11 protein-coding genes are annotated in these 13576 nt (G+C 50.8%); 1 reads left to right on the top strand and 10 read right to left on the bottom strand.

Going from position 1 to position 13576, the window contains the following annotated elements; genetic code table 11:
- Positions 1 to 8 precede the first annotated feature (8 nt).
- The 9 genes from LJ739_RS02445 to LJ739_RS02405 form a co-directional block, all read right to left on the bottom strand.
- Positions 9 to 3599, bottom strand: coding sequence for a 6-hydroxymethylpterin diphosphokinase MptE-like protein (locus tag LJ739_RS02445; RefSeq protein ID WP_229157013.1), 3591 nt, complete (start codon positions 3597 to 3599; stop codon positions 9 to 11).
- Positions 3600 to 3603: 4 nt separating this feature from the next.
- A complete protein-coding gene (locus tag LJ739_RS02440; RefSeq protein ID WP_229157012.1) occupies positions 3604 to 3912 on the bottom strand; it encodes a hypothetical protein in 309 nt (102 codons plus the stop codon).
- Positions 3909 to 4340 (bottom strand): flagellar export chaperone FliS, encoded by a 432-nt coding sequence (gene fliS, locus LJ739_RS02435; protein ID WP_229157011.1) that lies wholly within the window; start codon positions 4338 to 4340, stop codon positions 3909 to 3911. Before fliS ends, LJ739_RS02440 begins: the two co-directional genes overlap by 4 nt.
- 11 nt (positions 4341 to 4351) lie before the next feature.
- Positions 4352 to 5815, bottom strand: coding sequence for a flagellar filament capping protein FliD (fliD, locus tag LJ739_RS02430; RefSeq protein ID WP_229157010.1), 1464 nt, complete (start codon positions 5813 to 5815; stop codon positions 4352 to 4354).
- A gap of 19 nt (positions 5816 to 5834) precedes the next feature.
- Complete coding sequence (locus tag LJ739_RS02425) at positions 5835 to 6254, bottom strand: flagellar protein FlaG (protein ID WP_229157009.1); 420 nt, start codon at positions 6252 to 6254, stop codon at positions 5835 to 5837.
- A gap of 82 nt (positions 6255 to 6336) precedes the next feature.
- Positions 6337 to 7161: a flagellin N-terminal helical domain-containing protein gene (locus LJ739_RS02420; RefSeq protein ID WP_229157008.1), complete on the bottom strand. Its 825-nt coding sequence runs from the start codon at positions 7159 to 7161 to the stop codon at positions 6337 to 6339.
- Positions 7162 to 7811: 650 nt separating this feature from the next.
- Entirely contained in the window at positions 7812 to 8639 is an 828-nt protein-coding gene (locus tag LJ739_RS02415; RefSeq protein WP_229157007.1) for a flagellin N-terminal helical domain-containing protein, read from the bottom strand.
- A gap of 487 nt (positions 8640 to 9126) precedes the next feature.
- Positions 9127 to 9975, bottom strand: coding sequence for a flagellin N-terminal helical domain-containing protein (locus LJ739_RS02410; RefSeq protein ID WP_229157006.1), 849 nt, complete (start codon positions 9973 to 9975; stop codon positions 9127 to 9129).
- A 355-nt stretch (positions 9976 to 10330) separates the two neighbouring features.
- Positions 10331 to 11155, bottom strand: a complete 825-nt coding sequence (locus tag LJ739_RS02405) for a flagellin N-terminal helical domain-containing protein (protein ID WP_229157005.1) — start codon at positions 11153 to 11155, stop codon at positions 10331 to 10333.
- A 264-nt stretch (positions 11156 to 11419) separates the two neighbouring features.
- On the opposite strand from LJ739_RS02405, the gene LJ739_RS02400 reads away from it, so the two are divergent.
- Positions 11420 to 12361 carry a hypothetical protein gene (locus LJ739_RS02400; protein ID WP_229157004.1) on the top strand — a complete coding sequence of 314 codons (942 nt, stop codon included), beginning with the start codon at positions 11420 to 11422 and terminating at the stop codon, positions 12359 to 12361.
- On the opposite strand, the gene flgL is transcribed toward LJ739_RS02400, so the two are convergent.
- Complete coding sequence (gene flgL, locus LJ739_RS02395; protein WP_229157003.1) at positions 12339 to 13571, bottom strand: flagellar hook-associated protein FlgL; 1233 nt, start codon at positions 13569 to 13571, stop codon at positions 12339 to 12341. The two genes, LJ739_RS02400 and flgL, sit on opposite strands and share 23 nt — an antisense overlap.
- Between the last annotated feature and the right edge of the window lie 5 nt (positions 13572 to 13576).

The following is a 13576-nucleotide window of genomic DNA, read 5'->3' as shown; positions in this document are numbered from 1 at the left end:
GGCAATTCCTATTTTACTTGTTGTTCCACCCACCGTTCGATGTCGGGCAGGCGATCCAGAACGTTACTACGGAGTATCTTGACAACATCTTTCTTTTCCAGCCAGGTGCTAACGATGTCTTCGATACCTAACGGCGAATGTCTTACGCAGCCCCGGTTACCCAACGCATCCACCGATTGATGTGCGTGCGCCATGTGTTCTCTTGGCCGAGCAACGTACATGGCCGTTTCAATCACAGGTGCGCCGGATAGTGGAGCAAACAACGCCTCTTCACGGTTGTTTTCAGACGGTTGTGCCAGTCGCGTTGCCGTCACCTTGGGTAATACGACGGAAAAGCGTTCGTTGTCAAACACGTAGAAAAACATCCAGCAACCAATATTCGCTCCTGCACTAACAATGCCAACATCATTAAAGTCAAAAATTTGTCGGGCAATGCCGGGTCTGCACTGGATCAACACCACGTTTTGGGCAGCACTTTCAAAGGCCGACACGGTGTCTGGCGTAAAGTACTCATACGACCCATACACGGCTTTCTTCCAGCAATACGTGTCCGACAACGACGCAAAATCAGTGTGTGTATATTTTTGCTCACTGTCAAAAACAAACAGCAAGTCGAACTCACTATCCTGATCCTCCGCCATCTCTCTGTACAATGTGTAGTCAACATCGAACGCTTCACAGCAGGTGATCAGATACCCTTCAACTATGGGGCAATCAACCATGATCAACGCCGTTTTGTAGGTTTTTGTCAGTTCAGTCAGAAAAACTTTGTTGCGGTAAGTGGGCAGCGAGGACGAAATATCCACATCATCAGGGCCAAATTGTAACTGCTCTTCGACCCGCGCCAGTGTCTTATCCCACTCTTGCACCGCCCTGTTAAGCGCCTCAGCACTGTCATCCTCCTGATAGTTCAGCAGCTTGCTGAACACTGCGTTGGCATAGTTGACCGTGCCGTACAGGTAATAGAACAGTAAAGACTGTCCCCGGGCATAGGATGCAAACAGCATTTGTTTCTGCTTTTCGATCAGCTCGCTCACCGTCATGTCTTCCTGGCGCGCATGCGCTACGACGGCCCGAAACTTGTGCAGTTCATCCAGCAGTAAGGCGGTATCGAATTTCGCCCGGTAGTGTTGCTCAAACACGGAGGGCGGTAACGTCACAAAGCATTCATTCTTGATGGATTGAATACAGGAAAGTTTGTCTTCGGGTGCCGATACCAGCAACACATAGTTCATCGCCAACGGCTGGGAACCGGCGATATATGCGCCGTCGCTACAGTTGTAACATTCCACTCGATGTGCAGCCAACGACTGTTCCAACACCCCTTTGGCCACTTTAAATTCATGCTTGGTAAACACCCGTGGACGAAAATTACCTTTGACCACCAAAGACGTGTTATTGGCCTTTTTATAGTCATAGATAGGCTTACCATTCTGGTCATAGTAATCCGAGTTTTTGGAATGATGGTACTCGTCGCTGGCGAACCCCATGTCGACGCCGACCAGATAAAACTGATTAAATCCAAGGGCACAGAAAAAATTGACCGCAAAATTGGTTACGGTGGGGAACGCAAACTGGAGAACTTCGAACTCATAGTCCTGCAAAGCGCTCATGGTCGAAACCGTGGACGACTCACCTTCCTTGAACACATTGAAAACGTCGGCATATAGCGCACAAGTATCGGGGTGAATCCCATTACAGGACAGCAACGAAATCCCCTTCAGGTAGTCAAAATCGCCGATACGTACAGCCCAGTCGTAGGTGGAACGGTTCTGTTCAATCTCGGCATGAAAATCCGGCACGATGCCGTGCTTATGCAATACCTTCAGTGCCGTACCGCAGGAGACAATGATGGCAGACGGTTGGGACTCCTTGATCAACTCGATGGACGCATCCAACGAAGGACCATTGCCGACAAAAAACACCGGTACGTCTTTATCCGTCTGGCTTAAGTGCCTGCGGGCCGCCTTTTTCAGGAAAGGCGCCCCCTGTTCAAATGCATGTTTGGTGTGCGCGATCCCGTAGCGGGCATGATCAAAATACTCGCCCATTGAGATAACAACCTGAAGCTGCTCGCGCAACTGACCAATCGCTTCTGCCAGCGCTGCATTGTAATAGCCTTGATGGAAATAGGTATTGGCGAGAATGTATGGACCAATCGAGTAGAACTGGTTGAGCAAGTCCCGAAAAAGATGACTGCCATCATCGCCGATATTGATATAAACACGGCCACCTTTTTCATCGACCCGTTGCAATAGCTGTTGCCAATCAATGGCAAACAAAGAGGCATAAAAGAAGTCGGTATTCGGTTCACACACGAACAGCTTTTCAACATCATGGGTTTCTAACATGCGCTGCAACGAGTACCCGGCGCCGATGCCAAACACAATCAGTGAAGGGATGGTGTCGGGCAACTGTCCGACCTCTTCTTCCTGTGCTTTCAGCAGGTTTTCCGTTTCTTTAACAAAGCGATAGTGAACATAGTGCTTGAGCTTCTCACCGTTGTATCCCAGCACCAGGCCATCTTTGTTCGGCCGCCGTTCAAAGCCCTCAACACAACGTTCCGATTCCTGACGTGGATGCTCACCATACCAATTGGTTAAATCATCCTTTCTGATCAAATTAACGTCTTGATCGGGCTGTACAACGGGGAGCCAATGTTTTGGTGAATAATGTTTAAATTGTCGGTAAATGTCGGGGAAGTAGCGTTCAAATGCCGCTAAATTGGCTTTAAAACGCGCCATATCCTCTGACACATCGGTACACCCCAACGGCGAGAACGGCAGTTGCCAACGGGGCACAAAACTGTCTCGCGAGTACTCCGGCGAAAAGCTAATTCCGGTCGTGATTAACGTTTGCCAGCTACTGCAGCGTAGCGCGTTAACCACACTGTCAAAAACAGGGTGACGGTAATGCTGATAAACAAAAAACTCCTGTATCGGAACATTTTCATTCAGTTCACAAATGTCCGCCACGATGTTGCGGGCATCTTTCTCCAACTGGAAAAACACCGATGTCCCTTGCTGTGATGCCTGTTGAAAAAACTGACGCCAGTCATTCACCAGTGCCGAGCAACAAAAGTACTGCACTTCTGGCTCGTAGATAATCAGGTTTTTAACGGTCACCCGCGACAATAAATCAACCAGGTATTCCCCCAACCCTAATCCCAGAACAACCAGACAATCGATGGACGCTGGCAGTGGGCTACGGCATTTCATTTCCTGAAAAGCAGGTTGTTCTGGCAATGACGCCGTTACGTCGGAAGCAGCCTTACAATTGGGTACACCACTGTCGAGGGTCACTTTCAGCGGAGCATTACAAAACCGGTCAACCTGCGCCTTCACCTGCTCCGAAACGTGTGTGCCATAAAGGGTTCGTCCAGTGCCATAATCAACAATATTGGTTTCACCATAGCGGTTGGCAAACACGGATATGTTTTTGCTCGACAGCGACAGGTAAGGTAATAAGGAAGGGATATTTTGCGCGAATGCCTGATGATTTAACGGTCTGCGCTCGCTGATGGTGGTCGCTAATGCTTCCTCATGCTGAAGCTGCAACCCTTCATCTTCTTCAATGTGTAGCCGAATGTTGTTTAGCATATTGTTACTTGTACTTTTTGACGGCTTTCAGCCCTTTCATCAATGCAGAAACTTCCTGTAGGGAATCTTTTCTCAGTTGCACAACATGTTGCACTAACGCTTGGTTGATGGTGTTTTCATGTTCAGCAAAACGCCGTTTGGCGTCGGCATCCATTCCTTCGAGGGCTGCAACAACAATATCATGGCGTTCATTGATCAAGGCGAGCAACGCGCCACCGTCCAGTGGCTGCGTGTCGAAAAGGGATTCGATTTTGTGATTAATCGCCTTGAGTTGACTTGGGGTGTCTTGGTGGTCGAGTTTCAGTGTGTTCACACAGCCGCTTGTCGTTTTTGACGCTGAGCTTCATACGCCTGTTGTTTGGCGTCTTCAGGGATCTGGGCCCAAGCCGTCTTTATCGGTAGCATCAGGTTAATGACTTCATCCATGATGTTCAAGTCATTCTGGATGTTGGCATCGGTAATGCGTTGCACCATGTAGTCATACAAAGACCACAGGTTTTCCGACACTTCGCCGCCGGTTTCCATGTCCAGGGTATCACGCAAATTGATCAGGATGGCACTGACCCTCGACAGGTGCTCGGCTTTTCCTTCATAGTCTTTGCGCTCAATACAGCCTTTGGCATAAGCCATGCGATCAAGCGCACCCTGCATCAGCATCAAGGTGATTTTATGCGGGTCGGCGCTGGCAATGTCTTGTTTCAGATTGCCTTTTTTATACGCATTAATACCTTTCAATGACATACAAATGCTCCTTATGCACTACCCAATGATGCCAGCAACGCACTGCCGGTCTGATTTAATTTTGCCACGGTCTGGTCAAGATTCAGATATTTGTCACGCAAAATCTGTTCATAACTCATCATTCTGAGCTCAAATTGCTCCCGCTCCGTGGCGAGTTGATCTTTCTCGTCCTTAACAGAACGTTCCCGGGTGGGCAGTAAACCACTGAAGGTGGTGTATTCCTTGACGTATTCATACAATCGGGCGGCAATACCTTCGTCCGGGTCGGTAAACAAGGCTGCGATGTCATCGTAGTTGTTTTCCAGCGCCTCTTTTAGACGATCTTCGCCACTGCCGAGACCGAACTTATCGGTTGAACTGATTTCCAGTTCACCTTTATCGTTCAGTTCAACACCAATTTGAAACAGTCCGCCCAGCGCAGATGCACCGACACTGGAGCCTAGGATATTCGCCAGCCCGGTCTGGATACCACGGATCATAAAGTCGCCGGCCAGGGCACCATCGTCTTCCAAATCAGACGAACCGTATTTGGTCAGGCTTTTGATCTCTTTGGCCAACGCATTGTAATTATCAACGAAATCACGGATTTTCTTGTCCAACCCCTCGGTATCAAAACCGATGGTCAGCTTGGATGTCTGATAGGTAACGCCATCGGATGCAAGGGAAGACACTTCCTGCGCTTCAAAAGACACGTTCTCTATGGTGTTTTCGAACGTATTGGTATCACTTTCAACGTCAATACCATCGATGGTCGCCTTGGCGTTTTGCGCCGATAAGGCAGGCGTCAGATAAGTCGCCGTTTCAGTAGAATCGGTTGTTGCCACACGGTTTAAATCGGCCAGGTCGTTGTCATTCACAATCACCAGGTCGTTGCCAGCACCGGTGGTATCCGACGAAAAGACTAAGCGTGCACCGCCATCGGCCGTACCGGTATCGATAATACTGGCTGTAACACCAAAATTGTCGGTGGCGCTGTTAACCGCGTTGCGAAGTTGTTGCAATGTCATGCCAGCGGTGACGTTGAGGGAAAAGCTGTCACCGGTGGAATCAATTTTGAAGGTCAGCGAACCGCTGCCTGCCCCAAGGACGGAGTCACTTGAGCTGGCAAAGCCGCCATCTATCGCTTTGGCGCTCTCGATCCGACTGCCGCTGGCCAACTGCGTGACCGCGATCTGATAAGAGCCTTGCACCGCACTGTTGGATGCTTCGGCAGTAAAGGGTTCGACAGCCTCATCCGGGTTGTCAATCGTGGGCTCCCGGCCCTGCAGAGTAAAGTCGCTACGCAACTCATCTACAGTGTCCAGAAAGTCACTCATTTTTGACTTCAGCGTCCCCAACGCAGAAATTTCTGCATCGAGGGATTCTTCTTTCGCGTCCAAGCGATCCTGCTTTGGTTTACGCTCAGCTTCGAGAAGCTGATTAACCAAATCATCTAACGCGAGTCCAGAACCGACACCTAACGACTGGATGGACATGACGAACCTCTTTATATAGTTACACTTGCTTGTTAAACAGCACTCCCACAGCAGCACCAACGTCGCTTTGCAAGTCACGGATGCGCTTGGATAATTCCAGCACTTCCTCCGAGGGTATCTGACGAATCACTTCGCCGGATTCCGAATCGGTCACCTTCACTACTGAACGTTGACTGCCTTCATCGACAGAGAACGCCAGTTGCCGGTTTTGCGCTTGTAAAAACTCGCTGATTTCTGCCACCGCAGATTCAATCTGCGCGGCGTCACCGTTTAACCCTTCTTTTTTATCGGCCGCTTGCTCTACAACTTTACCCGTTTCGCGGGTTTGGTTGGCAGCAGCAGTTTCCTGCTCTTGCGGCGTAGAAGGTCTACTGACCGGCGCCGCAACGCCCGACTGTAGAGCAACATTCTGGCCAACTTGTGAAAAATCTACGTCCATTTTTCACCTCCACTTACTCTGAGAAAGCGGCTACTACTAGTATAGTAGCCGCTCAATCGTTAGCCCAGTGGCTTATTCAGCCTTATCCCAGCAGCGACAATGCTGACTGAGGACGCTGGTTAGCCTGACTCAGTACAGACAAAGAAGCCTGCTGTACGATCTGGTTACGGGTCAACTCAGCCGTTTCTGTGGCGAAATCTGTATCACGAATACGCGAACGGGCGCCTGCGATATTTTCAGAGATGTTAGACAGGTTACGGATGGTTGACTGGAAACGGTTTTGCAATGCACCGAGGTCGGCACGGGCGCCACCAATGGTGGAAATGGCCGTATCGATAGCCGTCAATGCCGCAGATGCACCGGTAACAGATGCAACCGTCGTGTTAGCCAGTCCAAGACCAGAAGTACCGAAGCCACCTGAACGAGACAGGTTAACCGAAATGGTTTGACCACCGTTTGCACCGACCAGGAAGGCCGCTGAGTAAGAGCCAGTCAACAGGTCGTTACCGGCAAATTGCGTAGTAGACGCAACACGGGAAATTTCCTGTTTCAGGGCAGACACTTCTTTTTGCAAAGCAGTACGGTCAGCAGAGCTGTTGATACCGTTTTGCGACTGAACCGCCAACTGACGGATACGCTGCAGTGAAGTGGTTACCTCAGCCAGTGCACCTTCTGCCGTTTGCGACAGTGAGATAGCATCGTTGGCGTTACGCACGGCTTGGTTCAAGCCTTGGAACTGGGTGGTCAATCGATCAGAGATCTGCAGGCCCGCCGCATCATCCGCTGCACGGTTGATCCGGAAACCAGACGACAATCTCTCGAAAGATGTATTAAGTGCTTGTCCTGAATTGAACAGCTGACGCTGCGCATTCAGTGAAGACACGTTAGTGTTTACATACAAAGTCATAATAAACCTCCTGAGAACTGGCTCTGGCTAAAATCACCGCTGAGCAGTTCGCCTCTTTTTCAACATTCCCCGTCACGGACGGTTGTGTTGCCTCATCGTTTTGAACCCGGCACCTCTACCGTGTTCAAAATGCTTAAATTCTGCGGACAGAATTCCTCTCAACTAGGGGTATCGGCCCCTTCTTAAACATCTTTAGTTTTTTTTTAAATTTTTTTTGATGGCTATTACTTTGTTTTAAAAGGAGTTTTTAAGAAAAGCAGAAAAAAACCTGTATTTTTTTGGCAAAAAGTTTTGGTCCTGACAAAAAAATCAGGCTAAATAAATAGGCGTGAAAGAGTTGGCACATACCCTGCTTAGATTTAGGGTGTGAAGCGTGAAGGTCTTATGTTGTCAAAAAGTTGGCGGCATAAAAAAGGCCGGGTCAAATGACCCGACCAACTTGCTCACGTTAGGAGAACGAGCAAATAAAGTTTCCGTCCGGCTGGCAGGGTTTGAGAATGAATACTGGCCTCTCAACCATACTTCTACACTCTCGGTCCTGTTAGTCGGCGTTTTCCCCGCTCACGCGAGGCGGTTCATCCCTGAACATGCCGGTAAACCTCCGGTTTACCCTGGGGTTGGCCTCTCAGTTCCTACCCTCTTGGAAAGACTTATCCTTGCAATAATTGTAGTGCGGATTGTGGCCGTTGGTTAGCCTGTCCGAGTACAGTTATGCTGGCCTGCTGGATGATCTGCCAGCGGGTCAATTCTGCCGTTTCAACGGCAAAATCTGTATCCCGTATGCGCGATCTTGCCGCTGCCACGTTTTCCGAAATATTACTCAGGTTTCGGATGGTGGACTGAAAACGGTTTTGGATAGCACCCAAATCAGCCCGTTTAGCATCGATAGTCGAAATCGCCTGAGATACCGCCACCATTGCCGCTGAAGCACCATCAACAGTGGCAACAGAGGTGTTCACCAGTCCCAACCCTGAGGTACCAAACCCTCCGGTACGGGAAATGTTCACGCTGATGGTCTGTCCGGCATTGGCACCGACCAAAAACGCCGCCGAATAATCTCCGGTCAGAATGTTCACGCCCCCGAATTGGGTGGTCGCGGCAATTCGCGAAATTTCCTGCTTCAGTGCCGACACTTCTTTTTGCAGTGCCAGGCGGTCCGATGAACCGTTGATCCCGTTCTGTGCCTGTACCGCCAATACCCGGATACGTTGCAGTGCGGTGGTGGTTTCTGCCAGCGCACCTTCTGCGGTTTGCGACAACGAAATGCCGTCATTGGCATTACGCACCGCCATGTTTAAACCCAATACCTGGGTGGTCAGACGGTTGGAAATTTGTAATCCAGCCGCATCATCCTTGGCGCCGTTAATCCGGAACCCTGAAGACAATCGCTCGAACGCGGTACTGAGGTTGTTGTTCGAGGTAAACAGTTGACGTGTTGCATTCAACGACGACACATTGGTATTTACGTATAATGACATCTCTATTCTCCTAACTTGCGCGCAACTGTTTTTATTGTTGTCCGTTGCACATTGACGCAAGATATCAGTCAGTTAAAAAACTTGGCACAAGACGTGCTTTACTCTTGTTGCTCGTCAGTTTTCTGACTGGCACTTTGCTAGACCAGTGGTCTGCGAAGCGTTAAAAAAAGAGCGGGCGAAAGCCTCGGTCGACCGGCGGGATTGATGGCCAAAACCTCAATACCTCTCACTACCTCCTGGCGTCTTTCTCGTCAGTCGACTGATCCCACGCAAAAAGGCCTGGCCTGGTTGCTGGGATGGTATTTCTTCTGCACTTGGTTTCGCTTGAAGTCGCAAGTGCGTTTAGTTCGAAAGTCGTTGTTCGGTCGGTTGCAGCCTGCCCCCACATTTTGCAATCCGACCGATTTTCCTTACCTTGTCATTGTTCGATGTTGCAGCCTGCCCCACAGTCTATTGCATCGAAACGCGGCATCATCTTGCCTCCCTATTAACCACCTTGCAGTAACTGCAAGGCAGACTGTGGCCGCTGATTGGCCTGACCCAGGACAGAAATACTGGCCTGCTGAATGATCTGCCAACGGGTTAACTCTGCCGTTTCCACCGCAAAGTCCGTATCACGGATCCGTGAGCGTGCCGCCGCAACATTCTCAGAAATGTTACTCAGGTTACGGATAGTGGATTGAAAACGGTTCTGGATGGCACCCAGATCGGCGCGCTTGGCATCAATGATAGAAATCGCGCCGAGTACCAGGGACATGGCGCGAGACGCCGAATCCACGGTTGCTACGGTGATTTCATTGGCCGCGATGGACTGATTACCAAACAGGCCGGAAGTGCCGTAGCCGCCAGGGCGGGAAATATTGACACTGATGGTTTGACCCGGGTTCGCGCCGACCAGGAAGGCCGCGGAGTAGTCACCACCGAGGATATTCACACCACCGAATTGGGTGGTGGCGGCGATCCGGGAGATCTCCTGCTTCAGCGCAGACACTTCTTTTTGCAGTGCCAGGCGGTCCGCAGAACCGTTGATCCCGTTCTGGGCCTGAACAGCCAGTACCCGGATACGCTGCAACGCGGTGGTGGTTTCTGCCAGTGCGCCTTCGGCGGTCTGCGACAGTGAAATGCCGTCGTTGGCATTACGCACCGCCATGTTGAGCCCCAGTACCTGGGTGGTCAGACGGTTGGAAATTTGCAGGCCTGCTGCGTCATCTTTGGCGCCGTTAATGCGGAAACCAGACGACAGACGCTCGAAGGCGGTACTCAGGTTATTGTTCGACGTGAATAGCTGACGAGTTGCATTCAACGACGACACATTAGTGTTGACGAACAAACTCATGATTTTCTCCTAACGATTTTTAAGCAATCCGCCAGACTATTATTATTATTCGTGTCTTTGCGGTGTTGGTGCGTCTGTTGTTGTTATTCTGTGACGTCATCCAACGGTGGCCTGCTGTTATTATTGTTTGCGCAGTGCCTTTGCTGTTTTTATCGTACGCAGCACAAAAATCCTTTAGTGAAAAATCACTAAAAGATCTATGTGTTTGTTTTCGTTAGGAAAACGGTCGGCCCATTCAGGCCGACCAATCGCTCTTACGTTAGGAGAGAGTGAGCGAAACTCTCCACAATTTGGGGCCGCACCTCAAGCACTACCTCCTGGCGTTTTGCCAAATTGCGATTGCCTGTTTAAGGACTTAACCCAACAACTGCAATGCGGCCTGAGGACGCTGGTTGGCCTGAGACAACACCGTTGTACTGGCCTGCTGAATGATCTGGTTACGGGTCAGTTCAGCGGTCTCAGTGGCAAAGTCAGTATCACGGATACGTGAACGGGCAGCTGACACGTTTTCTGAGATATTGCTCAGGTTACGGATGGTTGACTGGAAGCGGTTTTGCAATGCACCCAGGTCAGCCCGTACACCACCGATGGTACTGATGGCAGAATCAATCGCTGTCAGCGCAGCAGACGCGCCGTCTACGTTGGCAACAGTGGTGTTTGCCAGACTCAGGCCAGAGGCACCGAAGCCGCCGGTACGAGACAGGTTTACACTGATGTTCTGACCACCATTTGCACCGACCAGGAATGCCGCAGAGTAAGTACCGGTCAGCAAATCGTTGCCGGCAAACTGTGTGGTAGACGCAATCCGTGAAATTTCCTGCTTCAGGGCTGACACTTCTTTTTGCAGTGCCAGACGGTCAGCAGAGGTGTTGATACCGTTCTGTGACTGTACTGCCAACTGGCGAATACGTTGCAATGCGGTGGTGGTTTCCGCCAACGCACCTTCCGCAGTCTGCGTCAGTGAAATGGCATCGTTGGCGTTACGTACCGCTTGGTTCAACCCCTGAATCTGGGTTGTCATGCGGTCGGTGATTTGCAGACCCGCAGCATCATCGGCAGCACGGTTGATACGGAAACCGGATGACAGGCGCTCAAAAGACACGCTCAAGCTGTTGGTTGAATTGTACAATTGACGTTGCGCATTCAAAGACGAAACGTTGGTATTGACGTATAAAGTCATGGGATCTCTCCTACACTCTCAGTCCAGCGTTCGCTGGCAACCGAACTTTCATCCGGCGGTTTACTAACACTAAATAGAACAGACACTTAGCGTTGTAAGTAACTGTTACTGGCTCTCTCGCTTAAGTTTATCGACGTGGCTTTGGATCCCTTTAACAAAAAATTGCCGCAGTGGAAAAAAAGCGGCAAAAACTTGCCCCTTTTGCAATTACTAATCCCTTGAGCTGTAATGGGTTTTTGCCGCAAAAATGAGTGATAAAAAAACATGCAAATAACGTCTGTTGTGCCCTTGTGGAAAGACGCGAAGCACAATGCCTTCACCGATTTATGTGCGTATAACAACACGCTGATTTGTGCGTTTCGAAGTGCCGAGAACCATGTCAGTCCCGATGGCATTATCCGTGTGTTGCGTCTCACTATGCAGGGTCAACATCTGGGTTCGATGGTGGTCAGACTGCCTGGTCACGACTTGCGCGACCCGAAACTCAGTGTCATGCCCGACGGCAAGCTGTTGATGATTGCTTATGCCCGGCAGTTTCATCCCGATGGCAGGGTGGCGCTCAGTCAGCCGGTCAGTTGGTTTTCAACTGATGGGATCAGTTGGTCGGCCGTCAAGCGGCTCGGCGCCCCCTTCTGGTGGCTATGGCGGGTAAGATGGTGTGCTGGCCGTGCCTACGGGTTTGCCTACAATCGCAGCCAGAATGCCCTCGACTTGTGGGCCGGAGATCCTCGCCGAACCTTCGAATGTGTTGCGCAGCAGGCGCTAAGCCTGCACAAACACGGGAAAGGCTATCCAAACGAGAGTGACATCGCCTTTGACGAGAGCGGTACCGCGTATGCGGTGGTGCGCCGCGATGCAGACACAGCAACAGCCATGCTGGGTATGGCAAAGTTCCCCTATGTGCAGTGGCGCTGGCAGGATTTGGGCGAGCACATTGGCGCACCGGTGATGGACTGGCTGGACAATAATCAGTTACTTATCGTCGGACGTCAGTGGCAGCAGCAAGGGCCTGTAACACGCTTGTGGACCCTGGATACCCGCAGCAAATCACTGCGCCCGTCTGTCACGCTACCGTCGGCAGGTGACACAAGCTATGCAGGCATGGTGCGTCATGAAAAAGGCTATTGGATCAGCTATTACAGCAGCCATGAACAGGATCACAGCTGCATTTACCTGGCGGATATTAGATGTAGTCGAACAGACTGAGGCCGGTGACCCTGGAAAACGTTGCCTGAGCGGCCTGAAGCGCGGTTTCCTGCTTGGATAGCTCTGACACTGCTTCGGCATAATCCACGTCCTGAATGGTCGAACGGGCCGATTTATTGGCAATTTCCAGATCCAGCGTGGACTCATACACCGACTCAGCCACATTGTAACGTCCACCGAGGGCGGAATTGGCATTGGTCACGGCGTTCATGCCGTTATCAATGCCTACCAGGGCATCACTGAGTGCTTCCTGGAATTGAAAATCCGAAATGGTGTCACTCTGCAATGCCATGACGAAATCATTCAAGGTCTCGGCGATGTTTTTCTTTTCTGGCGTATCCAGTTGAAAATCCACCGTGTCGCCGGGGTTACCGGTGATGGTGAACTCCATGCCTTTGTAGACAAACGGCTGGCCCGAATCAAACCCAAGGGTCGCTACCGTGGCACCGGTACCTATATTATCTATCTGTACCTGGGTACCCCCGGCCAGCACCGTTATCCGGTAATCATTGTTGGCCGGCGTGACCGCATCGTAGTTGGCCTTGTGAAACTGATCGAACGCCGCCTGTTGGGTCACACGCACTGACGCACTGGCGCCACCGGTGGTACCTGTCACAGAGCTGTTCAGACGTGCAAACACGTCTTCAAACACCGCTTTACCGGAGCTGTTGCCCTGAATTGTCTGGGTATCAGACACGCGGATACGGTTGATACCGTCATCCCCTTCAAAAGTGTATTTGTTGCCCGGGTTGGTCGGGTTGTAGGCAAATGCCGGGCTTTGAGACTGATAGCCGGCAAAAATGTATTCACCGTTGGCATTCTGGGTGTTCATCAGGTTGAACACCTCATCCCGGATTTGACTGATCTCGATGGCCAGGGCTTTTTTGTCTTCGTCACCGTAGACACCATTGCCAGACTGCACCATCAAGACCCGGGCGCGGTTCAGCGATGCGGTGATGTTCTGCAGCGAAACTTCTTCCTGTTCCAGGGAATTTTTCAGCAGGTCATTGTTGCGCTTGTACTGACTGATCAGATCCAACTCTTCGGTCAGACGCACCACCTGGGCCGCGCCCACCGGATCGTCTGACGGGCGTAGCAGCTTTTTGCCGCTCGACAGCTGTTGTTGAATATCCGACAAATCCTTCTGGTTATCCAGAATGGATTGAATACTGCGATCGTACAGCTGATTAGTGGATATGCGCGAACTCATGTTTG

The sequence above is a fragment of the Fluctibacter halophilus genome, from assembly GCF_020687825.1.
GTDB classification, from domain to species: Bacteria; Pseudomonadota; Gammaproteobacteria; order Enterobacterales; family Alteromonadaceae; genus Fluctibacter; species Fluctibacter halophilus.
Note: the sequence above shows the minus strand (reverse complement) of the source record. Positions and strands in the feature narration are given on the sequence as shown.

Coding starts and splice junctions, on each gene's coding strand:
- LJ739_RS02445 (WP_229157013.1), bottom strand. CDS start 3,599: ATGCTAAACAACATTCGGCTACACATTGAAGAAGATGAAGGGTTGCAG.
- fliS (WP_229157011.1), bottom strand. CDS start 4,340: ATGTCATTGAAAGGTATTAATGCGTATAAAAAAGGCAATCTGAAACAA.
- fliD (WP_229157010.1), bottom strand. CDS start 5,815: ATGTCCATCCAGTCGTTAGGTGTCGGTTCTGGACTCGCGTTAGATGAT.
- LJ739_RS02425 (WP_229157009.1), bottom strand. CDS start 6,254: ATGGACGTAGATTTTTCACAAGTTGGCCAGAATGTTGCTCTACAGTCG.
- LJ739_RS02420 (WP_229157008.1), bottom strand. CDS start 7,161: ATGACTTTGTATGTAAACACTAACGTGTCTTCACTGAATGCGCAGCGT.
- LJ739_RS02415 (WP_229157007.1), bottom strand. CDS start 8,639: ATGTCATTATACGTAAATACCAATGTGTCGTCGTTGAATGCAACACGT.
- LJ739_RS02410 (WP_229157006.1), bottom strand. CDS start 9,975: ATGAGTTTGTTCGTCAACACTAATGTGTCGTCGTTGAATGCAACTCGT.
- LJ739_RS02405 (WP_229157005.1), bottom strand. CDS start 11,155: ATGACTTTATACGTCAATACCAACGTTTCGTCTTTGAATGCGCAACGT.
- LJ739_RS02400 (WP_229157004.1), top strand. CDS start 11,420: ATGCAAATAACGTCTGTTGTGCCCTTGTGGAAAGACGCGAAGCACAAT.
- flgL (WP_229157003.1), bottom strand. CDS start 13,571: ATGAGTTCGCGCATATCCACTAATCAGCTGTACGATCGCAGTATTCAA.